The organism is Aliivibrio friggae (assembly GCF_057368515.1).
The window spans coordinates 1,666,107-1,686,244 of record NZ_CM170648.1; the positions used below are offsets into that span (position 1 = coordinate 1,666,107).

27 protein-coding genes are annotated in these 20,138 nt (G+C 39.0%); 5 read left to right on the top strand and 22 right to left on the bottom strand.

The genetic code is table 11. The annotated features are described in order from the left end of the window. Window position 1 precedes the first annotated feature (1 nt). The 22 genes from AC2INI_RS07815 to AC2INI_RS07920 form a co-directional block, all read right to left on the bottom strand. The gene (locus AC2INI_RS07815) at window positions 2–457 is read right to left on the bottom strand and encodes a hypothetical protein (RefSeq protein ID WP_486304540.1); all 456 of its coding nucleotides are present in this window, start codon (window positions 455–457) and stop codon (window positions 2–4) included. Then, window positions 420–947, bottom strand: a complete 528-nt coding sequence (locus AC2INI_RS07820) for a hypothetical protein (RefSeq protein WP_060990862.1) — start codon at window positions 945–947, stop codon at window positions 420–422. Before AC2INI_RS07820 ends, AC2INI_RS07815 begins: the two co-directional genes overlap by 38 nt. Window position 948: 1 nt before the next feature. Then, window positions 949–1,251 (bottom strand): hypothetical protein, encoded by a 303-nt coding sequence (locus tag AC2INI_RS07825; protein WP_486304541.1) that lies wholly within the window; start codon window positions 1,249–1,251, stop codon window positions 949–951. Window positions 1,252–1,263: 12 nt separating this feature from the next. Continuing rightward, window positions 1,264–1,599 (bottom strand): hypothetical protein, encoded by a 336-nt coding sequence (locus AC2INI_RS07830; protein ID WP_122033635.1) that lies wholly within the window; start codon window positions 1,597–1,599, stop codon window positions 1,264–1,266. A 56-nt stretch (window positions 1,600–1,655) separates the two neighbouring features. Continuing rightward, a complete protein-coding gene (locus tag AC2INI_RS07835; RefSeq protein ID WP_486304542.1) occupies window positions 1,656–3,644 on the bottom strand; it encodes a ClpP-like prohead protease/major capsid protein fusion protein in 1,989 nt (662 codons plus the stop codon). Beyond that, window positions 3,622–5,100, bottom strand: a complete 1,479-nt coding sequence (locus AC2INI_RS07840; protein WP_486304543.1) for a phage portal protein — start codon at window positions 5,098–5,100, stop codon at window positions 3,622–3,624. The genes AC2INI_RS07835 and AC2INI_RS07840 overlap by 23 nt, the downstream gene beginning before the upstream one ends. Further along, window positions 5,093–5,281, bottom strand: coding sequence for a hypothetical protein (locus AC2INI_RS07845; protein ID WP_486304544.1), 189 nt, complete (start codon window positions 5,279–5,281; stop codon window positions 5,093–5,095). Before AC2INI_RS07845 ends, AC2INI_RS07840 begins: the two co-directional genes overlap by 8 nt. Before the next feature lie 26 nt (window positions 5,282–5,307). Then, a complete protein-coding gene (locus tag AC2INI_RS07850; protein ID WP_486304545.1) occupies window positions 5,308–7,395 on the bottom strand; it encodes a terminase gpA endonuclease subunit in 2,088 nt (695 codons plus the stop codon). After that, a complete protein-coding gene (locus AC2INI_RS07855) occupies window positions 7,370–7,846 on the bottom strand; it encodes a hypothetical protein (RefSeq protein WP_486304546.1) in 477 nt (158 codons plus the stop codon). Before AC2INI_RS07855 ends, AC2INI_RS07850 begins: the two co-directional genes overlap by 26 nt. Before the next feature lie 6 nt (window positions 7,847–7,852). Further along, window positions 7,853–8,053: an Rz1-like lysis system protein LysC gene (lysC, locus tag AC2INI_RS07860; RefSeq protein ID WP_486304547.1), complete on the bottom strand. Its 201-nt coding sequence runs from the start codon at window positions 8,051–8,053 to the stop codon at window positions 7,853–7,855. Then, complete coding sequence (locus AC2INI_RS07865) at window positions 8,046–8,414, bottom strand: hypothetical protein (protein ID WP_486304548.1); 369 nt, start codon at window positions 8,412–8,414, stop codon at window positions 8,046–8,048. The genes lysC and AC2INI_RS07865 overlap by 8 nt, the downstream gene beginning before the upstream one ends. Before the next feature lies 1 nt (window position 8,415). Continuing rightward, entirely contained in the window at window positions 8,416–8,943 is a 528-nt protein-coding gene (locus AC2INI_RS07870; RefSeq protein ID WP_486304549.1) for a lysozyme, read from the bottom strand. After that, window positions 8,924–9,136 (bottom strand): HP1 family phage holin, encoded by a 213-nt coding sequence (locus AC2INI_RS07875; RefSeq protein ID WP_486304550.1) that lies wholly within the window; start codon window positions 9,134–9,136, stop codon window positions 8,924–8,926. The genes AC2INI_RS07870 and AC2INI_RS07875 overlap by 20 nt, the downstream gene beginning before the upstream one ends. A 132-nt stretch (window positions 9,137–9,268) precedes the next feature. After that, window positions 9,269–10,441 (bottom strand): response regulator, encoded by a 1,173-nt coding sequence (locus AC2INI_RS07880; RefSeq protein ID WP_486304551.1) that lies wholly within the window; start codon window positions 10,439–10,441, stop codon window positions 9,269–9,271. After that, a complete protein-coding gene (locus AC2INI_RS07885) occupies window positions 10,438–10,887 on the bottom strand; it encodes a response regulator transcription factor (protein WP_486304552.1) in 450 nt (149 codons plus the stop codon). The genes AC2INI_RS07880 and AC2INI_RS07885 overlap by 4 nt, the downstream gene beginning before the upstream one ends. Continuing rightward, on the bottom strand, window positions 10,877–14,200 hold the full coding sequence (locus AC2INI_RS07890) for a hypothetical protein (protein ID WP_486304553.1): 3,324 nt from the start codon (window positions 14,198–14,200) through the stop codon (window positions 10,877–10,879). Before AC2INI_RS07890 ends, AC2INI_RS07885 begins: the two co-directional genes overlap by 11 nt. Window positions 14,201–14,275: 75 nt before the next feature. Then, complete coding sequence (locus tag AC2INI_RS07895; protein WP_486304554.1) at window positions 14,276–14,836, bottom strand: hypothetical protein; 561 nt, start codon at window positions 14,834–14,836, stop codon at window positions 14,276–14,278. Next, entirely contained in the window at window positions 14,833–15,027 is a 195-nt protein-coding gene (locus AC2INI_RS07900) for a hypothetical protein (RefSeq protein ID WP_045102187.1), read from the bottom strand. Before AC2INI_RS07900 ends, AC2INI_RS07895 begins: the two co-directional genes overlap by 4 nt. Beyond that, window positions 15,024–15,752, bottom strand: coding sequence for an ATP-binding protein (locus tag AC2INI_RS07905; RefSeq protein WP_045102188.1), 729 nt, complete (start codon window positions 15,750–15,752; stop codon window positions 15,024–15,026). Before AC2INI_RS07905 ends, AC2INI_RS07900 begins: the two co-directional genes overlap by 4 nt. Window positions 15,753–15,754: 2 nt before the next feature. Next, window positions 15,755–16,477, bottom strand: a complete 723-nt coding sequence (locus AC2INI_RS07910) for a helix-turn-helix domain-containing protein (protein ID WP_486304555.1) — start codon at window positions 16,475–16,477, stop codon at window positions 15,755–15,757. A gap of 140 nt (window positions 16,478–16,617) precedes the next feature. Next, window positions 16,618–17,163, bottom strand: coding sequence for a toxin YdaT family protein (locus tag AC2INI_RS07915; protein ID WP_486304556.1), 546 nt, complete (start codon window positions 17,161–17,163; stop codon window positions 16,618–16,620). Window positions 17,164–17,228: 65 nt separating this feature from the next. After that, window positions 17,229–17,453: a helix-turn-helix transcriptional regulator gene (locus tag AC2INI_RS07920; protein WP_060990848.1), complete on the bottom strand. Its 225-nt coding sequence runs from the start codon at window positions 17,451–17,453 to the stop codon at window positions 17,229–17,231. A gap of 94 nt (window positions 17,454–17,547) precedes the next feature. Between AC2INI_RS07920 and AC2INI_RS07925 the strand changes: the two genes are divergently transcribed. From AC2INI_RS07925 to AC2INI_RS07945, 5 genes are all read left to right on the top strand, one after another. Beyond that, complete coding sequence (locus tag AC2INI_RS07925) at window positions 17,548–18,204, top strand: S24 family peptidase (RefSeq protein WP_060990847.1); 657 nt, start codon at window positions 17,548–17,550, stop codon at window positions 18,202–18,204. 162 nt (window positions 18,205–18,366) lie between these two features. Further along, window positions 18,367–18,624, top strand: a complete 258-nt coding sequence (locus AC2INI_RS07930; RefSeq protein ID WP_486304557.1) for a hypothetical protein — start codon at window positions 18,367–18,369, stop codon at window positions 18,622–18,624. Window positions 18,625–18,794: 170 nt separating this feature from the next. Continuing rightward, a complete protein-coding gene (locus tag AC2INI_RS07935) occupies window positions 18,795–19,034 on the top strand; it encodes a hypothetical protein (protein ID WP_023603434.1) in 240 nt (79 codons plus the stop codon). After that, window positions 19,031–19,702 carry a DUF2786 domain-containing protein gene (locus AC2INI_RS07940; RefSeq protein ID WP_023603435.1) on the top strand — a complete coding sequence of 224 codons (672 nt, stop codon included), beginning with the start codon at window positions 19,031–19,033 and terminating at the stop codon, window positions 19,700–19,702. Before AC2INI_RS07935 ends, AC2INI_RS07940 begins: the two co-directional genes overlap by 4 nt. After that, on the top strand, window positions 19,690–20,073 hold the full coding sequence (locus tag AC2INI_RS07945; protein WP_486304558.1) for a hypothetical protein: 384 nt from the start codon (window positions 19,690–19,692) through the stop codon (window positions 20,071–20,073). The genes AC2INI_RS07940 and AC2INI_RS07945 overlap by 13 nt, the downstream gene beginning before the upstream one ends. Window positions 20,074–20,138: the final 65 nt, after the last annotated feature.

The window sequence follows — 20,138 nt, forward strand, 5'->3', positions numbered from 1 at the left end:
TTTACTCCAACCAAGATCCATCCACTTCACCAATCGACACTGACTGTCTCACCGTGACCGCTCGAATAAGATACCCATGCTCATCATCAATAATTTGAGGCTCATTAACGATGTAGTCTGGTAATTCAACCGAGTCACCCAATCCAAAATAACTGTTCTGAAATTCACGCTCGATACGTGATGAGGCATCCAAGGCTTCTAAATCAAAACCCTCATTGGACGTATTCACCGTAATGGAAAAAATCAGCTCAATACTGTGCTTTTCTCTCCCATCGTTGGTGTCTTCTTTCATTATTTTGGATTGACCACATCGATAGGTGATCTCAACCGTTTCAGGACTGCTTGCTATTCGTTTGTATGAACTCGAAATTTCAAGAGCTAACGTCGTTTCTAAATGCTCAATCACCGCCTTGACATAATCAGACGGATTTCGCAGTAATTGATATGATCTCTTCATCAAAGAACTTCCTAAATTGGGCATCCACTTGAGGCGTTAATGTGGCAATGATGTCTGCTGTTTCTTTGTCGATGGGTTCGGTAACAGCGCGTATTTGGCGTCTTGCTTTCGCACTGCCAGAATGAGGCGCGTACCGCTCGAAAACCACAGGCGTTCGACCATTACCAATGTAACGAACAAAGGCATTGTCATATTCTTTATTCCCAACACGAACCACTGAACCACCTAATTGGATAGGCTCACCAAAACGATGAGCCGCCAAATCATTGGTACCAATCCAAAGCTTGCCGGTGTAATTTCGGTTCTTCACCCGATTAAACGGTTTTAAACGATCATTAAACGTTTTCAGTTTTAATTCCGTTTTCATCTCCGCTTTGCTTTTCACCTTTAGCCATTGGTTGGTTCGTCGTGCTGCCTTCATGGCCGCTTGCTCTATATGCTCAGGAAGATAGGCCAACTCCTTGAGCCAAGCCGTATCAACACTCAGCATATTATTCCGCCCAATCTCGGCGTTTTGATGCACTTTCCATCATCAACGCGTATTCAAACATCCCATTACAGCCACTTTGAAAACTCACTCGATAGGTTTTGCCTTTATGCTCTACAGTGGATTGCTCCGCTATTTTGCTATCAGTGATCATCGCTAAACGCTGCAATCCATCCTTTTGGCGAGCCTTAACATAAGCGGTAATGACTGAGCTTTCTTCACTCGGAGAGATCACCGTTTTCTCATCACCCATCACATCTAAAATGGCTTCATAAGCATCCGCTCTGTTTTCATCAAAATCAGACATTACCGTCCCTTATTACGCCGTTTTAATCTCAGTGATTAAGCCACCTGTTAACAGCACGCCGCCATCGACGAACACACCAATTGGCTGAATGACTGCGTCCACTTCCGTTGGCAGCGTTTTTGTAAACTCAACACCATCAAAATACGCAGGAGAGCAATCAAACATCGGGTTATCACCGGCTTTAATCGGGCCATCGAATAAACCGCGCGTTACGCAGCTCACCACGACACCTTCTTCAGCGCTAAAACTTGGAACAACAAGCAAAGCGCCCACTAAACACGGTTCATCTTTTACAAAACCACCTGCAGGTGCCGCAATACTGAGTTTGTTTCCATCACATAAATGCATAATCATTACCTATAAAAAAAGGAGCCCGAAAGCTCCTATAAATGAACACAGCAACCTTACTTAGCTGCTGCAAATGTGCCTTTACATAAACCACGGCGATCAGTCACTTTCGCCACAATGTCATAAGTGATACGCATCTTGGCACCATCAGAGGTAAAGCCATCACCCGTTTCTAACCATGGTTCTTCCTGGCCATCCAAGAAGCCCATTACCACCGCTTCAAAATCTTTGGTGGTTAAGCCAATCGCGCCATTCACATCTTTCATGCGACCGGTGCTGATCACTTCTTTGAACTTATTAAATGCAGGATTAAACGCATCCGGCTTGCTGGCCGTTGCCAATACCGCTTCAATCATTGGCGCATGATCATGACTTGCCAGAATGAATTGGCTTTCTAAATCTAAAACATCACCTTCGCTTGTTTCTGCTGTTGCCAGGGCTTTATGCATCGCAAGAATAAGCGCTTGATAATCCCCTGCTGTAATTCCCGTTTGATTATTAGCACCAGAGAAAACCGACTTACCATCACTCATCTTTCCTGCAAGAATGGCATTGAAGATCAACTTGTCGGATAAACGACGGCCTGATTGAAAGAACTTACGTGGAATTTTACTCAGTAAGGCAATTTCATCATTGATGATGGCTTGGCGAGTAATACGGAACTCACGACCAAAGGTAGCCAGTTGAATTTTTTCGCCGGTTCCTTTGATTAGGGCTTGTTTGTATTCGCCATCTTCCTGAATACCCATTAAATCTGGTGCATCATTGATAGTGATAAGTTCGGTTTCTTTAAAGTTCGGTAAACGCTCAGTGCTTGCAAACTGACGCCACAACGGCGCTTTTACCTTCACTTCATCACGAATAACCGTTCTTACCCCTTCGGTTAAAATCTCAGAGAAATCACTGGTATTAAACGCTCGTGCCACCAAGTCTTGCTTACTTAGCCCTTTACCTTCATTACCTAATGACGCTTTGGCCATGTTAAGCAGTGAATCACTTGAGAATGAGTTGTCCTTCTCAACCGTTTCAGTACCTAAACGAGCATTTAACGCGTTTTGTAATTCCGCTTTGATGTGATTGCCATTACCAGCATGAATGTGGGTTGGTGTTAGGTTTGAAGGCGTTGGGGTTTCTTTGCCGGTCGCACTTTGAACACCAATTGCAGCAAGGATTTGAGCCGCAGCATTGGCTTCATTACAATCCATATCATCAAGCATTGAATTGAGTAATTCGTCTTTCACTTTATGTTGAGCGCACAGTCCACGAATGGTCGCTTGGCGTTGGTTTTCTTTTTTTACTGCGTTTTGCAGCTCTTCATTTGGTTTTGGCATAGTAATTACCTGTTTTGGCTCTTGGGTAGAGGGTGGAATTGAATTGGATAACGGCTCAGCTTTTGGTTTTGGCTCCACTGAAATGGCGTTTAACAGTGCATCAGGCGTATGTTTAAACGCGCTTAATGCCTCTTTTTTAATGCCATCAAAGCAGTTGGTTAAATTAACGGGGTCAATGACTTCGTCCACCAAGCCAAACGCGAGCGCTTCGTCTGCGGTAAACCACGTTTCTTTTGCCATTGCCGCCAATACGTCTTCATTTGATTGGCCTGTCTTTTCAACATACGCATCCGCAATGGTTTGTTTGGCGTTCTTAATTTGAGTGAGTGCGCTTTCAAGTTCTTTCTCTCCTCCCCATGCCCCAATCGATGGGTCGTGGATCATAAAGCTCGCGTTCTCTGGCATCTGAATATGATCACACGCCATCAAGAAATACGTCGCAATGGACGCCGCGAGTCCATCCACAACCCCTGTGGTTTTTCCTTTGTGTGCCTTAATGGCGTTAAACATGGCTAAGCCTTCATATACTGAGCCCCCAAAGCTTTTCACATGAAAAACGGCGTCTTGAGTGCCAACCGATTGAAGCGCTCGAATTAAATCAATCGCCTCAATGTCATAGCTCCCAATGTCGCCGTGTATCCAGACTTTCACTGGCTCTGCGTCATCTTGGTTCTTTAACGTAAACCACGATTTAGCTTTGCTTGCTTTTGGCATTGTTAACCTCTTTGTTTGAGTTAAATGAAACCAAGCTATGAGCAGGATCGGATGTGCTGACGATGTTCATATCATTGAGCTGCTTACGCTCCGATTGCACTTCAAGGCGCGTTGCCAGTGGGCTGATGTTTCGCTCACGTTGTGCCTGACTTAATGAGAACAGCGATAAACGAGTGCCTTTTTCAACTCCTGTCATCTCCCTTGCTGGATCAATCCACGGCATCACTGGTGCTTGATAAATCGCATTAAAAATCGAATCCTTATCCACGCCTTTTGGCACTTTTACTTCACCTGAAAGGATTGCCATATTGAGCGCATGACGGTATTGAGGACGGGTCCAATTAAGAATGAACTTGCGCTGAAGCACTCGATAACGTGAATAGCTATCGACCAGCTCTTGTCGTTGTGATGCGTAACTGCCGTTGCTGTAATCTCGGGTTACGCTTGAGTTATTCACTCCGGCACCAGAGCTTGCCAAGCGAAGTTGAGCATCACGAAATGGCGAGCTCATCGCTTCTTTGCGGTTACTCTCCACCATGCCGGCGTCTTCACCCGGAGAAAGCTCAAAGCTGTTACCCATACCAAGGAACATATCGCCATCACGCTCTAGTGATTCTTCACTGCCCACCTCACGTTTAATGAAGTAGGTAAAGCGGCTGGCAATTTGTGCGCTGACTCGTTCGGATTGGTCGTAATCGTCAATGTCATCAATCAGATCCACAATTGAATGAAGCAATGAAATACCACGGTTTTGATGAAACCGCCGTGAGAACTTCAAATGCACCATAAAGAACGCATCAATTTCGACAAACTCAAACCCATGCGCGTCTTGTTGAATGAGATAGCTGATGGCTTGGCCTAACTTGTTGCGCTTAATCCCCTCTAACACACCATTTTCAGGCTCATTAATTCGATGAGGAATAAAATCAGGCTCAAACGGCTGAATAGCAAAAGGCGTATTGGTTGGATATAACAGATCTTCATGCTTGCCCATGTATAAGCGACCAAACACTTCACCATCACGCAGCCAAGTTCGACACGCTAACCACTCGGTTTCACTTCGAGAATGATCAGCATCGATGTTTTGATTAAGAGAAAACAGCTCTAACCATTTACTGATGGCTTGAGCAAACTCGGTGTGTACTTCTCCTTTCATATCGAGTGGTTGTGGTTCAATCATGATCCCATTGGGACCAATCACGTTTGAACAGAGCTCATCCAAAATACCCGTAACTAACGGATTGTTTTCATCCATGTGGCGAACACGCTCACGCACCGCTTTAGCGCCACGATTAACGCTATTAGCAGAGCCGGATGATTTCTTATTAGGTCGTTTGGTATGAGGATTACTTGGGAGTGAGGCGTTGTATTTATTGAGAAGCTTTCTGTCGTATTGCCGTTGAAGTCCTGATTTGGGGTGAAAATACCCCACCATTTTATCGATAAAATTACTCAAGATAATTTCTCCGTATCATGGAACGACGACCACCTTGCCGAGAACGATTCAATTGCCCTTCAAGACGTAAGATTTCAGCACGAACGTGGGCTAAATTGGCTCGGGTTAACTTCTCCCCATCCGCCGTTTCAACCGCTTGGCCTTTTAATATCTTGCGCTCAGCCTCGTAATACCACGACAAACGCTCCTGGGTTGTTGGTGCTGTTATCATCCGTAAATTCCTTTTGAGTGTTTGTAACGACGTTTAGGTTTACGAACAAACTCATGCTGTTCGATTGAATCACACACATTGCTGTTAAATTGCCATTCGGCTGCCCACGCCGGTGGATTATCCCAATTGATACTGTCTCCGCCTTTGTAATGCATACCGGCTTCGGCGTAGTTACATAAATCAAAGGACTCGTTTCTAACTTTTGGTGGACACTCCCACAGCCCTTTTTCATTAATAAATTCGGCGGTTAACTCATCAAACCATGAGCGCTCAGCCCAGGCAGGAAGATGAAAGAAACGCGCACCGAACTCTTCACGCTCATAGCTAGACGAGACACGGTTTTTTAATCGGTTGGTATTGAGCAGCAATAACGGAATTTCACCGTGAGCGTGTTGACTGCGCTCATCAGGGAAACTTTCTTTGACCAAGTCTTTCTGGTTGTGGCTTGAGCCTTTAACTAATCGAAATAAGTGCTCAAGACGTTTGTGTTTTAAACGCTTAAAGAACTGATAAGACAATTCCGTCACACTGGTGGCTTTACCATCTTTCTCAGCACCAGAGCCGCCAGAATCACACAAGGTTAAAACAGGCTTCATGCTGCGCCCTGACTCATCCGCCAAGGGATAGGTTTTTGCAATGACTTGGTCAATCAATAAATCCCAATCTTCAGCATAGATAGCGGGGTTAATGCGATCATCATTTCGGTGTGGGTTCATCACTATTTCAAAGCGATCAATGATCCAACGTTGCAACCCTTCGCCAAACACTTGCGCCTGAACAATGAAACGAGGGTTTGATTTACCGCCTTGAACATCGATAGACATTATTAAGAAGCGCCCACCATGAGGAATAACCCCTCTTGGATAACTGCTGGCACGTTCCATCAACTCATGAGCGCCAATCTCAGAGCCACGACCTTGCATGATGTAAGGTCGGCCAATATTGACGTTCATGAAACTTTTCAGTGATTCTTCATCACCGGCGTTGTCATATAATTGCTCGGCATTCAAAAAACGATACACCAACTTATTCCAGCTCGCGTAGGCTGCAATCACCCCTTCAAACCAAAACGTTGCCCATTTTGATTTTCGTATCTGATTTTCATCTTCAATCGGATAACCAAACTCATCCATTCCGCCTTCACGAAACCAACGACCTGATGCATTTAACGACTTTTTCTGTCTTTCCGTGATATGAGAACAACAGCGAGGACACTCAACATAAGCGGTTTCTGATGTTTCTAAAATCGAGTCTTTATCTTCCCATCGAAGCGTTTCAAAGTTTGGTTGAAAAAATGCATTACAATCAGGACATTCCCAATAAAAGCGGCGTCTGTCCCCTTGGTTATATAACTCAGCAATGCCGCCACAAGGTTGCGCTTCATGAGGGAGTAAATCCTCTACACGTTTTGGCATACGAACCACACGACCTGGGGAGCTTTCCGCCATCGCCATACCTGAGCTTTTGGCATTTTGAACACGCATTAGCATGAGCTGAAACTTCGAGCCCTCTTCACCAACAGAATCATCCGCACGATCATAATCGGTACAACCGGCATAACGATAAGTTGAAGCCGATAAACTGGTTTCAGTTGCGGAATCCAACTTCAAGTTCATGCCATTTTTAAAGCGTTTATTGGTAATGTTATCGTCGGCCTTTCGCCCTGTTCGTAACTTAGCAATCTCTTGAGTCGCCGCAAAGCAACGCGCCAAATCAATCTTACTCATGTCATTGGCTTTGGTTTTTGTACTGTAGATAAGCAGCATGTCACCAGGGGCTTGAGTTACGGCGTAATTTATCCACCCTTCAATCATGGCTTTGGTTTTGCCAGAACGCGCCGGACCAACCACAATCACCGCTTCATAAATACGACGAGATAAACAATTCATCGGCTCGCGCATGTAAGGAGTTTGAGAAGACATGAACTTGGTTACGTCCGTCCCATCGGAGATCCACAAGCCATCGTCCGCCGCTTCAACGGGTGTTTTATCTGCTGGTAAACAAAGATACGCAAGGGACTTTCTTATTTCTTCGGCATCTGCGAACACGACACCCAATTTAGGATGGAACGGAGGAAACTTCATCACACACCTGCTTTAAGTCTTTATTAAACAAATCTTCCAACAGCTCTAACTCTTCGGGCTCTACTGATGGGATGGCGGTTTCAATCCGTGTAATGGCATTAACCGCGAAGGTTTTCATCGAAGCAATCACCAATCCCAACTGACTTTCCATTTCAGGGGTTGCCACTAATAACGAAGCGTCTTGTTGTAAGCCTAACTTTTCACGCTCCGCTTGAACAAACGCACGAAGCTCAGCGGCGGTTTTAAACCCCATTAGATCTGGTGCATCAGTTTCTTTCATTGGGGCTTTGCATAAATACGGAGCCACTTGAATGATGTCATACAGTGGCGTATTGCCTTTGTTGGCGATGGGCTCAATACCGGCTTGTTTTAGTTTCTTGCGAATGGTTGAACGGTGATAATTAAACCCTTCAAGCTCAGAGAGATTCCACAGACGTTTTTCATTATTCATAAAGCCTCACTGAGTCGAATCCTCACCGTATCCATAGAAGGTGCGTAAATGCTGAATTTGATTCGCACACAAGCGCCACGCTTCTAACCAGACAGGATCACGTAATACCGCTTCACCGTAAGTTTTTGGTGGTGAGGTAAATGGAATTTGGCATTGAACAAGATAAGCGGATGGCGGAACAATCAAACGATCTTGATACTCAGTCACTACCTGTTTGGTAGTACAGCCACTTATCAGCGTTAGGGATAGGCACATCACGACAAGTTTCATGCTTAATCACCTCTTTAATCACGGTTACGGTTTGAATGGTTTGTTGTTTCTGTTTGGATTGCTCAAGCGCCAACGTATCAGCTGCCGCTTGAGCTTGTTTGATTTCTTGGTTTAGGTTGCTAATGGTTAAGGCCAAAGACAGGTTCTTGGTAGCCGTATCTAGTAACTTGGTTTCAAGTTTGCCGTTTTGAATCGCTTGGCTCTCGACGACATCAAACAGGTAAGCAATAGAAAGCCCACAAGCGAGTAATAATCCAAGAGACAAATACAACGCCACGTTCTTGATTGAAAATGCCATCTCACCACCCGTTTAAACACGCTTGTTGTTCAATGTGACGACGCTTGACGATGCCAGCGCAATTGCTTTCTTTTACTCGACAATCTTTGCCATCGACATACACCCAACGAAGCAACTCATTGCACGCGCCGGTGATGTCGTTTTGGTTGAATTTTTTCAGCAGTGTTGAGCGTTGGAAGTTGCCAGCGCCAAGGTTAAACACAAAGCTCACCATCACATCGTATTGAGCTTGGGTAACTTCGGTTTTAAGGGCGTTGTTTACAATGGTTTCTGCAGAGGAAATGTCGTTTACAAAATGGGTCGCAATATCTTGGTTTGAAAGTTCAGTATTGGGTTTGACTGATTTGGTGTGGCCTACCCCGACAGTCCATACATTGGCACTGCATTGGTAGGCCTGTGTTCGGCACCCCTCCAAATTTGCGATATGCGATAAACCTTGTTCGCTGGTAGTCAAATTTGAATCAATGCCAAAGACAACGCCCAGTATGACTCCCACTGAACAAATGGCTTTAGTCGCTAATCTTTTCATATAGTTTCTCGCTGATGGGACGTTTGCGAATTTCTTCGAGCGTTTTCTTTTTGTAATGGCGGTTAATGAACACGGTAGACACCACGCACACCCCACCAACGATGCTCATCCAATCTTGTAATGAGAACGCACCAAACAAAGCAAAAGCCCAACCAGAGACATACGCGGATAAAGAACTTATCTTTTCTTGCATATTTCACCCATAAAAAAAGCACCCCGAAAGGTGCCAGTAAACGTCATAAATTGCAGGTATAAAAAAACCCCGCCGGATGGGCGAGGTTTTTCAATGTGGTAATTCTACGGAGTTTTAAGATGTTTGTCAAAATTAAGTTAAGCTATATATTAAATATATAGCAAATAATATATATCCAATTTCTTTGAATTTTCCAATAAAAGATGCAACATTTCCGATTAATGAGTTAATCACGAAAGATTTACTATTCTTATCTCTTTCATCTACAATTTTGATCTCACCAATATTTGTAAATAATGGCAACCAAAACTTATTCATGAACTCTTCATTCTCAAAGTAATGACTATGACCACCAGTAAAATACCTATTAATAAATCTGCTATTATTTAAACCATAAAACCCTACCCTACCAGCCATTCCTGTTAATGGCACTAACATTTCACTTAATAACAATATAGAATCAGTATCTCCACAATCATTAATTATCTGAGTTTTAGTATTATTAAGAATTAAATTAAAATCATGATTTGATTTTAAAACACTGCCAGATAATATTAACTTATTAATATTGACAACTATTCCTTTTGATATTAATTTTTCAATGCCTTTCACTGCTATATATGTACCAAAACTATGACTAAATAAATAAATTTCTTTATCCGGGTTAATAGACAAGAACTTTTCCATATCTTTACTAAATTTATCTACAACAAGCCACCTAAATAATGGAATAAAAAATAAGATCGCATTAAAATATCCATACTTAAATATTTCAGATTTAATACTTCCAATCTTATTATCCAACAATTGATCTAATCGTTGCTGCCAATCTCCATTAGTTCTAATACCATGAACACTAACACAGATAATATCCTTATTATATTTTTCTTTTGAAATAGAAGAATCAATATCATACTTTATTGCATCAGTTATATTTTTCTTCCATAGTAAATTAGCATTAGATGCTTCAATTATGGAAAAACAACATCTCTGGAATTTATCTCTAAATCCTGAAATATCTTCAATATGAGCAGTAATTCCTATTATCTTCCTAGGCTTTGATATTTTATTACTTGTAGTAACAGTTTCTAATAGTTCCAAACCATTCTTAGAGTTTGGTATTTCATCCAATTTTGGTAAAACTACATCCAATATTAAAAAATCATAATCAGAACGCCTCATCGCTGCACGTGCTGATGATGTATTATCATAAACTTCACAGCATAATACATTGAACTCATTCTCAATAAGTTCTTTTATTTGACGAGCCCTTGTATGGTTATCATCAACTACAATAAATTTCAAATTTCAAATACCTTTTCAAGTTGGTCTCTCCATTCACTTCCACCACTACTGAAGAAAATAAAATCTAAGCATTGCTCTGGATAATCAGATAATAACTCATCTCTTAAACTAGAAAATGAATATGTATTAATATCATCACTAAAATTACTATAATGAGTAATAAAAACAAACGGCGTATATATTTTTCTACGTTTCATTTTGTTCGCAATTTCTTTTCCACCAAGAGCTCTAAAATCACCACCATTATCAGAGCCCTGAACATCAAAAGTCGGCAAACTCATATCTAATATAATTAGATCATACTTTTCATTTAATATCATTTGCCATGCAGCTGTAAATGAATATGTTTCATTTATAATAACATCCTGACAAACCTCTTTTATATGGTCTATGATTTTTTGTTTTTTAAAACTATTATCTTCAACAATTAATATTTTATTTATCATAACAAATCTCTATATGGAAGTTACGGTTATAAACATAAGGAGTCAGGGTGAAATTAGGAGATGATATTTTTAATTCGTGTAATGAACGATATAACCCTGTACCTCCTGTTGTAGTCAATAATTCACTACTTTTTAATTCTTCTAATCTAATTTTTATCTCATCTAAACGTCCAGCATCGAGCACTTTTTCTATATATACCGGAATCTCATTTTTTACTATTATTTTATATCCAAAATCATTAAGTAAAACAGTATTAATATATATATTCAGCCCAATTCCGTATTTACATGAATTACTAAGTACATTAATCAATGTTAAAACAATGGATGATATATGTTTTCCATCCACTTCAATTTGAAGCTCATCGGAAATAATAATTTCCTTATTCTGACTTGTAAATTTATTAAAGCAGCGCTCTGCAATTCTAATAACTTTAGATAAGGGTAATGAAGGAAGATCTTTGTCATTACTCAAGCTAAACCATTCACTTGCAACATTTATATCTTCTTTTACATTATTTTGGACATTATTAATAATTGATACAAGGTCTGATAAAGCAGCATCCCCCTTATTTCTATTAATATTTTCAATCAAATCAAAAAATAATTTATCTAATTTTGAAGAAAAATCACCATTTAATTTTTCTTTCATTATTTCAAGTTTTTCTTCTAATAAAAATAAAGCTTCTTCATATATACTTTCACCGATAACTTCTGGTTGATGATTAGCATCAACTAACTCTTTAACTTCAACAAACTTCTCATAAGAAACACTAACTATACTAAAAACTCTCTCAGGATGTGATGAGTCCCAAGAGACTTTCATCCATGATTCTGCTTCTTTAATTAATATATGTAATTCTTTTGTGAAATTATTTAACGATTTATCAATTCCTTGCATTACTTTTTTAGATACAAAAGGATAATATTCAAACCAATAATCATTAGTTTTATATTCTCCTTCAACATTTAGTTCTGTTATAAGATTATTATCTTGAAATTTTGATGTTATCAGATCACTAAAGAAACCATGCTTAATTTCTGAGCTTAAGTTTTTATCCAAACCGACATCATTATTTGCTAGAAATTCTATTAAAAGATCATTTATTAACTTATGAATAACTTTATCTTTATTTGCCATAGGTAACCCACCTGAAAATGAATATTCATCAATGGTGCTACCTTCTTCATGGTACATCTTCGTTAACGAAATAATATCATTTCTTTTTTTATTAATTAAATATTTAATATCTACATTAATCTTAGCATTAGATAGTTGAGTTGCCCCGCTCTCTACAATAATATCATCAATTATATTTTTAACTTCACTTTCTAAATTAGGATCGCTGACATTAAATCTTGATTTTAATATCGTAATTACTTTGACTCTCTCCATATATAAGTCATAAGAATCAGAATAGCAGCCAATATAGGCCATTAGCTGAGGTTGACATATATTTACAAAAAAGAACTTCTCTTCCTCACTTAATTCAAGCTTATTACTTAGTATTTCACTCGGACGTAAATCACCTTCATTTATTATATACTCTTCAAAAATCTCGTTTAATAATGTCTCATTCTGTTTTTTTGTATTATGATTATAAAAGTAAGCAACAATTACGCTATCTATTAAATTGCACTTTCCACCTTCAATTATTTTAGATACATGCTCAAGTGGAATGCAAATAATACTTTGATGATTATTTATAAGGCTTTTCGATGCTAAGGAAATAAGTTCAGAATCCATAGATTTCTTTAAATAAAAATCAAACTCTATTTCTAAATAATCTTTTTCTATTACTATTTCTTGTTTTAATTCATCAAGAATTTTTTTTGCTGTTAGTATATCTTCACTACCTGAATCATAAAAATCTATAAGTTTATTCTTTAACTCTTGCTCTTTATGAGGTTTTACTCCCAACAGATTTACAAACCCTTTCTTAAGAGGAGATAATGTAATTTTTCTTGCTAATGGTGTTACTTCACTAGTCAAAGCACAAGTTCCAAGCTCTATCAAAGAAACTTTTTTATTATCAAAATAGTATGGTGCTGATTTTATAATACTGACTAATAAATGATCTGATATTTCTAAACAGTTAAACTTAGATGCAATTGATATAATATTTGAAATTGATTCACTACTATTTTTTAACTGATAAATTCTAATTAGATCATCAATAATCCCACCTAGTAATGTCGGGATTTCATTACTAGGAATTTTGTTCGATTTCAAATATGACTTTGCAAAAATATTAAGTTTACTAATAGGGTTTTTAATATTTGATAGATTATTTTCCAAACTATCAATTACTTTATTATAGTCACCACAGGCATAAGACTTCATTTCTTCATCATTATCAACATCAATAATACCAAAGGAAGATTCATTAATACCGTTCGAAGATAATAATTTAACTTTCGATATCTTTTTTAAATTAGTTTCTTTTGGAACATCGATTAATAATGGAGAAAATGACTGAAGTATTTCTGAATATTCATTATCGCAACTTACACAATCAAGCTTTACCATTTGAATCAATAGGTTACATATATGAAAATATAAATCTACAAGTGGTAATGTTTGAAACTCATACAGACCATAATAAAACCCAACCCCATCATATAAAGGGAACTTAGTTAAGGATAAGGCATACATTGCTGCATAATTACTAGCTTTTCCATCAATAAGTTCTTTGATTGTTCTTGTCGTTATATTTTCTACATATGTAGTAGTATCGTGAAGTTGGTAAAGCCAAGACTTTCTTTCCACAATATCTTTTAAATAAAATGATTCATTATTTTTATATAAATTAGGAATTAATTCTAAACCATCTCTATCATTTTTCAGATATGAAAGAGCAAGTTTTAGATCCATCAGCCATAATGAATCACCATACTTTTCATCAATATCCTTTATTTCGTTTTCAATCGAACTAATATCAGAAATAATGATCCAATGTTCAATTTTACTTTTAGCTAACTCAAAATAATTTAATTGTTCTTTATTGTGAATCAAAATCCATTTAAAAATAATAATTAATTTATCAAAAGATACCTTATCATTATCAAAAGACGGTTTTGTCATCATGTTTTCAGGATCTGTATTAAAAGCATTCAATTGCGTTTTAATATCGTCATCTTTTAAAACAACTTTAATTACATCTTGAAAGTTATCTTCATTATAACCAACTACAAATCTATAAAATTCCTCTATTTTTGCAGATTTTATACTTCCAGCACTTAAATCCTTTGGATTCAATATCTTAGTTATCAATTTATGTGTTGACTGTTTTTTTTGTTTTAACCTAGCCATTTTAACCAAAAAGTAATTAATTTATAAGCTATTGTATATAGATAACTACTTAGATACATAGTAATTTATCTGATTTTAAGTTAATTCTCCTTGCACCGACAACGCCGCCGCATTCCTCTTATCTGAAAGCCAGTCAACCAAGGCTTTGATAACTGGCATGTAGCGGCGAAAGCGTGAATACGTGATCCTCAACGTTAAACAAAAATATGCAAAACGGGTTTCTTGAGTCCATTGAATACGCCCATCATCACAGCATGGGCATTTCACTGAATGATTACACTTACTTCTCACCTTTCCTGAACCATTACACTCAGGGCAGATTTGGCCTAATGGTTGTGTTGCCTCTGCAATCGCTGTTATGCACATTGCATTGAGTGCTTTGTCTGGATAGGTTCCACGCCATGTTTTCATGATCTCATTGGCTTCAATCATCGTGGCTTTGAATAGCTGCTTTGCTGATTGGGCATCATTCAAACATTCTACAAACAACACCAAGAACCCTACTGGTGATTGCTTCCATGCTATCCCTACTGTGCCGAGATACTCTTCTAATGTCATTAACGCTTTGCCACCTTTTGATAGCTCGTAGTTAATCCCTTTTAAATCAAACTTTGCGATTACACGTTCAATATTCATTTGTTACTCTCATCCACAATAAGCACTCTTGTTTTACCAGTACCAACAAGAGCAAAACGGTTTGCGATGGTGATCACCTCACCTTTGATATGTTTAGCGGCTTCTGCAATCGCTTGGTCCCAATCAGCGCTTAATGCTAATGGTTCCATGTTGACAGCTTGACCACCTGCGTCGTAAAAAATCCCTTTCATGACACCGCCTGTAATTTCTTGTTCTTTCTGAAGCTCGGCCATGAGAACGTTACCCACTCGCCGTTATTTTCTAGCAAACGTTCAATTACTCGCGGCCCAAGAACTTGAGTTAAGTTCTCAGTGGTAAGATTGGTTAAAATTCCGGTAGGTTTTTCATTGGTGTATCGAGAGTTTATGATCATATTAATCATAAGAGTTTCATGATCACTCATGCGCTGAATCCCAACTTCATCGAGAATTAGCACATCTAAATTGCTGAGGTATTTTATGAATTGTTCTTCAGTAGTTCGTGAGTTTGAATTGTATTTATCACGGATATTGAGCATGAGGTCGGCGATAGTAATCACCAGTACTGAAGTTTTGCGTGCCATCAAACGGTTTGCAATGGCGCATGCCAAATGGTTTTTACCTGTGCCTGGCGTGCCAGAGAAAACAAAACTACCTGTTGCGCCCTTGCGGTAATTCACTAGCCAGTTTTTGGCTTGGTTGTACGCTTGGCGTTGGCCTTGATTCTCAGTAATGTAATTTTCAAAACTACACTTCAAATGACGTTTCTTGATACCACTGCGACCAAGGACTGATTGCAATTGGCTTGCTTGATGATTATCACGAGCTCTGTTTGATGCAGCTTGCTCGCACTCCTTCGCAATTTGTGCCATACGCTCTGGTGTGTGAGGAATAATATGCGATGGTATTTTACTTTGCAATCGATTTAGTAAATTCATGATTAAAATCCTTTTGGCGCTTCAAATTGTGAGCTGTCTAGCCCTTCAGAGTATTCCACGATATCGTTGATGCGGTTTGAGTTACGGACTCCGCCTTTGAGTTCAAACAACCCTTGCCATTCGTTGTCGATGGATTGATCGATAATTCGTTGCTGTAATTTTTTATCGTTGCGAGATAATTCAAGCAGCTTGGTGATGCAAGTTAACTCACCACGTTGAGTTTTGTATTTTTTCTTGATGGTTGCTCGATACTCAAGCCATTGCTGCCAAGCAACCAGATTTAGTTCTTCAGGAAGCTCAATGTTTTCATTTTTTTGAACCAATTTTTTTTGTTTATTTTTTATAGGTTCTAATTGACTGGTTCTATGACTGGTTCTGGGTGACACAGTGTCACTAGGGGGGTGACTCTGTGTCACCACCCCTGGTGATCGTGTGTCACTAGGTAGTGACAATTTGTCACCATCTAAATGAAGGTAATACATGTTGCTAGAATTACCCTTTTCACCCTTACGATAAGTAAAAGTAAGCAATCCAGATTCAGTTAATGCTTTGATGTGACGCATGGCTGAACGACGTGATATTTCACACATTTCAGCAATGTGATCATACGATGGCCAGCACTTACCGTTATCGTTCGCGTTATCGGCCAATTTAAGTAAAACAAGCTTACGAGTAGGATTACCCACTTTTATGCTCATGGCCTTTGCCATTAAGATCATACTCATTGATTAGCCCTTTGCTTCATTTGATTAAAAATGCCTTGCGACACTTGTCTTGTAACAATGCAGCGCATGAAACGGTTACTTGCTACCCACTGCATTTGGCCGTGGATGTTTTGATATGAAAGACTCATTGCACAAAGTCCTTATTTCTTATTAGAAATTAAAGTTTCTAGATAATTTAAAATTGGCTCGTGAGCGCCCTCGCTTTCTTGAACTTCTTTGAAAGCGGCGCGTAGCTGGTCAATGCTTGCGTTTTCACTTAACAGAAGTACAGAACGAAGTGCCTCACCCGATTCTTTACTAAATTGCGCCAAGAGTTGATCTCGGCTGACTTGAGTTTGATTTGCTCCAATAACGGCAACAGAGAACCCAAGTGGATTTAAAAATTGGTTTAATGCAGTACACGCCCTATCCACTGGCATGACGCTGATAATGGCTGGCAATAAATCCATAATGGTTGCTTTGGCTTCAACACTGCTTCGTTCGTTGTAGCGAAAGAAGTTTTGAGTGTTGTTCTTATCATCCGCACCAGGAACTTTCAGCAGCTCTTTACGTTGTGCATCAACTTCTTGCGGTAAGCCCATTTTGAAATATGCGCTTGCGACTTTCTGAGCAATAAACTCTTTGCTTACTTCGCATCGCCACCCTTCTATAGCGTTACGCATAACGCCTTTTAAACTGGTTATCATGGTTTGTCCTTAGTACTGGTTATTTATCCAGAGTGTTCTTACTCACCAAATATTCAAATTCACTGCTATTCTTTAAGTTCATCAGTTGATGAATTTGGAAAAATATCTTCAAAAGAACATTCAACACCGATACATCTAAATGCGTTGATAATTTTCCAGCACGTAACTAATGGCGGCGTACGAATTTCTTGTTCGTAATTTCCGATGGTTGATGTGGTTACACCGATCAACCTTGAGAAAGCAGCTTGGCTATAATTGGCCTTATTCCTATGTTCAGAAATTTTGTTCATGTATACCTCCTGAAAGCAATATACACAATTTGTGTCTAACCGTAAACACAAAAAGTGTGCTTACTCTCTACACGGAACGTGTTAATTTAATAATATGAATAAAAAACAAGAAGTCGGAAAACGCTTAAAGCATTTCCGTGAAATTAAAGGCATTAGCCAAAAAACCTTAGCCGAGTTATGCGGTTGGGGAGCTTCGCGTGTGGGTAACTATGAGGCAGGAGTAAGAAGCATAAACTTAGATGACGCTGAAGCTTTAGCAGAACATTTAGGGATTGCTCCTTATCAAATACTGTTTGATTCAGCTGAATTAGCAAATACATCTGCAATTAAAGTGACCCCACCATCTTCAAAAGCAAGCTATCCTGTAATTAGTTCTGTTCAGGCTGGTATGTGGAAAGAAGCGTGCGAGCCTTATACCATTGATGAAATAGATACTTTTATTGAGACGACTGAGCGTGTAAGTGATTGTAGTTTCTGGCTAAAAGTTGAAGGTGAATCAATGATGTCAGCTAATGGTGTGAGCTTTCCACCAGATACAATGATTCTAATTGATCCTAGTGTAGAAGCTGAGAACGGAAAGCTTGTAGTTGCTAAGTTAGATGATGTTAACGAGGCTACATTTAAAAAGTTAGTTATCGACAGTGGCCGACGCTTTCTAAAACCATTAAATAATGACTTCCCTATTCTTCCTGTTAATGGGAACTGTAAAATAGTTGGTGTTGTAGTAGATGCTAAACTTAAATTATTTTAAATAATAAAAACTCTGTTTCTTTATCAAACCGCCCTCATGGCGGTTTTTTTATGTCTAAATTTCCTGTTCATTCCTGCAACTGAAAATAAATACACATTTCGTGTTTGACATTAAATACACGTTATGTGTATTATTAATTCAACTTCAAACACGGGACTAAATATGAAAACACTTTCGTTAATCCATTTATCAAAACTTGCCTCTACGGCTGAGCAAGTTCGCCAGAGTATTACTTTAGGCAATATCGCTGTAAGCCAAACAGCACAAAACCACCCTATCCGCGATGAGTTTAAGTCTTTTGAAGTTGAGGCAAAATCGCTGTTGGAGACATTCACAGCAGAAGTAAGCGATGAGCTAATCTCGAAAATTGAGAAACTACAAATCACCGCTGAGAATATTAATAGCAGATTGAGTTATTGATGTGGGGTTTACTAAGTACCAGATAGAAGAAAACCCCTATTAGTGACCAAACCAATAAGGGCTAACTTTGTGCAATGAGTCTTTCAACTCGCAATCAGTATATAACTGGCTGACCACCAATTACAAGTACTTATGCTGATTGCTGGGTTTCACCCAAAAGGAAATGTGTAATGAGTCTATTAACTTATCAAAACAGCCAAGAAGCGTTTATTGGCAAGCATATACATGCAGCTTTACAAACTGACGGCTATGAAACCTCTGATATTAACCGAGGCATTCAAGAAGCTCTTCGTTTCTATCGCACCACTTGTACTTTCACCAAAGGCCGAGTGTTTGATTCATGCTTAGCAAAAGCTCGCAATCTTCTTAAACCAATTAAGAAGCCAACAAAGAAAGGTAAAGCAGCATGAATCCGCGTCATTTAGAAAAAATCAAAAAGTGTTTTGAGCTTGGTAAATCAGGTAACCCAAACGAAGCTGCAACCGCTTTGGCAATGGCTCATAAATTAATGCGTAAATATGGTCTTTCTGAAGATGATATTAACTTTATTGAAATGGGAGCAACCACCACTGCTTCTAAGATCCAGAAAAAGCCAGTTGCTTACGCTGTAAATCTTGGGACAAGTATCGCCAGCTCGTTTAAGTGTGAGGTACTTCTTCAGTATTCGTATCATGGAAATAATTTTAAATTCATAGGTAGAAAAGACACGGCCATGATGTCTGCTTATGCGTTTGATGTGCTTTTTCGTCAATTGAAACTGGCTCGTAAGGCGTTCTTGGCTACTATCCACCCTCGCACCTCTAAGCAGAATAAAACAAAGCGAGCAGATTGTTATTGTGACGGCTGGGTAAATTCTGTTGTAAGTAATTTAGATGTTGAAGAGTTACCACCAGAAGAGAAAGAACGCATAACCAACTATCGTAAACACATTGGTTCATACACAGAGAAAAAGGCTAAATCAAGACAGCGTAAAGGCGGTTCTATCACTGATTACCTTACTGGTTCTCATGATGGTAAGAACGTTCGCGTAAACACGCCAATACATGGTTCAGAAGGTGAAAGACTATGCCTTCAATAGACAAAATCAAAGAACAAAACCGTAAACGCGCTCAAAAGTTACGTAATAACAAAAAGAAACACGGTGTGATTGATCTTCGCGTTCCTTTGCACTCTGTTGAGCAAAACAAGTTAAGCAAAATTTGTGAGTTCTTCGCCTTTCCTGATAAAGCGTATAGCAGTGAAGAAGCTCTCCAATCGTTAATTCATCGGGTTTATTCCGAGATACCAAAGATTGAAGATGATCTTGGTACGTGTGAAATGTGTGGTGAGCCATTGCCGCAAGGTTGCGCCAAGCTGAAAGAAGGCGGCCTTTTTAAAGGTGATAGCAACTGTTTCCATACAATTAATCGTGTACGAATATTTGAACCAAGCAAGGAGGCTTCACAATGAGCTTAGCGATTTATGGTATTGGCTGTTTAATTTTTTATGTGTGTTATTCATTCTCAACAAAGAAT

Coding starts and splice junctions, on each gene's coding strand:
- AC2INI_RS07815 (WP_486304540.1), bottom strand. CDS start 457: ATGAAGAGATCATATCAATTACTGCGAAATCCGTCTGATTATGTCAAG.
- AC2INI_RS07820 (WP_060990862.1), bottom strand. CDS start 947: ATGCTGAGTGTTGATACGGCTTGGCTCAAGGAGTTGGCCTATCTTCCT.
- AC2INI_RS07825 (WP_486304541.1), bottom strand. CDS start 1,251: ATGTCTGATTTTGATGAAAACAGAGCGGATGCTTATGAAGCCATTTTA.
- AC2INI_RS07830 (WP_122033635.1), bottom strand. CDS start 1,599: ATGCATTTATGTGATGGAAACAAACTCAGTATTGCGGCACCTGCAGGT.
- AC2INI_RS07835 (WP_486304542.1), bottom strand. CDS start 3,644: ATGCCAAAAGCAAGCAAAGCTAAATCGTGGTTTACGTTAAAGAACCAA.
- AC2INI_RS07850 (WP_486304545.1), bottom strand. CDS start 7,395: ATGAAGTTTCCTCCGTTCCATCCTAAATTGGGTGTCGTGTTCGCAGAT.
- AC2INI_RS07855 (WP_486304546.1), bottom strand. CDS start 7,846: ATGAATAATGAAAAACGTCTGTGGAATCTCTCTGAGCTTGAAGGGTTT.
- AC2INI_RS07865 (WP_486304548.1), bottom strand. CDS start 8,414: ATGGCATTTTCAATCAAGAACGTGGCGTTGTATTTGTCTCTTGGATTA.
- AC2INI_RS07870 (WP_486304549.1), bottom strand. CDS start 8,943: ATGAAAAGATTAGCGACTAAAGCCATTTGTTCAGTGGGAGTCATACTG.
- AC2INI_RS07875 (WP_486304550.1), bottom strand. CDS start 9,136: ATGCAAGAAAAGATAAGTTCTTTATCCGCGTATGTCTCTGGTTGGGCT.
- AC2INI_RS07885 (WP_486304552.1), bottom strand. CDS start 10,887: ATGATAAATAAAATATTAATTGTTGAAGATAATAGTTTTAAAAAACAA.
- AC2INI_RS07890 (WP_486304553.1), bottom strand. CDS start 14,200: ATGGCTAGGTTAAAACAAAAAAAACAGTCAACACATAAATTGATAACT.
- AC2INI_RS07895 (WP_486304554.1), bottom strand. CDS start 14,836: ATGAATATTGAACGTGTAATCGCAAAGTTTGATTTAAAAGGGATTAAC.
- AC2INI_RS07900 (WP_045102187.1), bottom strand. CDS start 15,027: ATGAAAGGGATTTTTTACGACGCAGGTGGTCAAGCTGTCAACATGGAA.
- AC2INI_RS07905 (WP_045102188.1), bottom strand. CDS start 15,752: ATGAATTTACTAAATCGATTGCAAAGTAAAATACCATCGCATATTATT.
- AC2INI_RS07910 (WP_486304555.1), bottom strand. CDS start 16,477: ATGAGTATGATCTTAATGGCAAAGGCCATGAGCATAAAAGTGGGTAAT.
- AC2INI_RS07915 (WP_486304556.1), bottom strand. CDS start 17,163: ATGATAACCAGTTTAAAAGGCGTTATGCGTAACGCTATAGAAGGGTGG.
- AC2INI_RS07920 (WP_060990848.1), bottom strand. CDS start 17,453: ATGAACAAAATTTCTGAACATAGGAATAAGGCCAATTATAGCCAAGCT.
- AC2INI_RS07925 (WP_060990847.1), top strand. CDS start 17,548: ATGAATAAAAAACAAGAAGTCGGAAAACGCTTAAAGCATTTCCGTGAA.
- AC2INI_RS07930 (WP_486304557.1), top strand. CDS start 18,367: ATGAAAACACTTTCGTTAATCCATTTATCAAAACTTGCCTCTACGGCT.
- AC2INI_RS07935 (WP_023603434.1), top strand. CDS start 18,795: ATGAGTCTATTAACTTATCAAAACAGCCAAGAAGCGTTTATTGGCAAG.
- AC2INI_RS07940 (WP_023603435.1), top strand. CDS start 19,031: ATGAATCCGCGTCATTTAGAAAAAATCAAAAAGTGTTTTGAGCTTGGT.
- AC2INI_RS07945 (WP_486304558.1), top strand. CDS start 19,690: ATGCCTTCAATAGACAAAATCAAAGAACAAAACCGTAAACGCGCTCAA.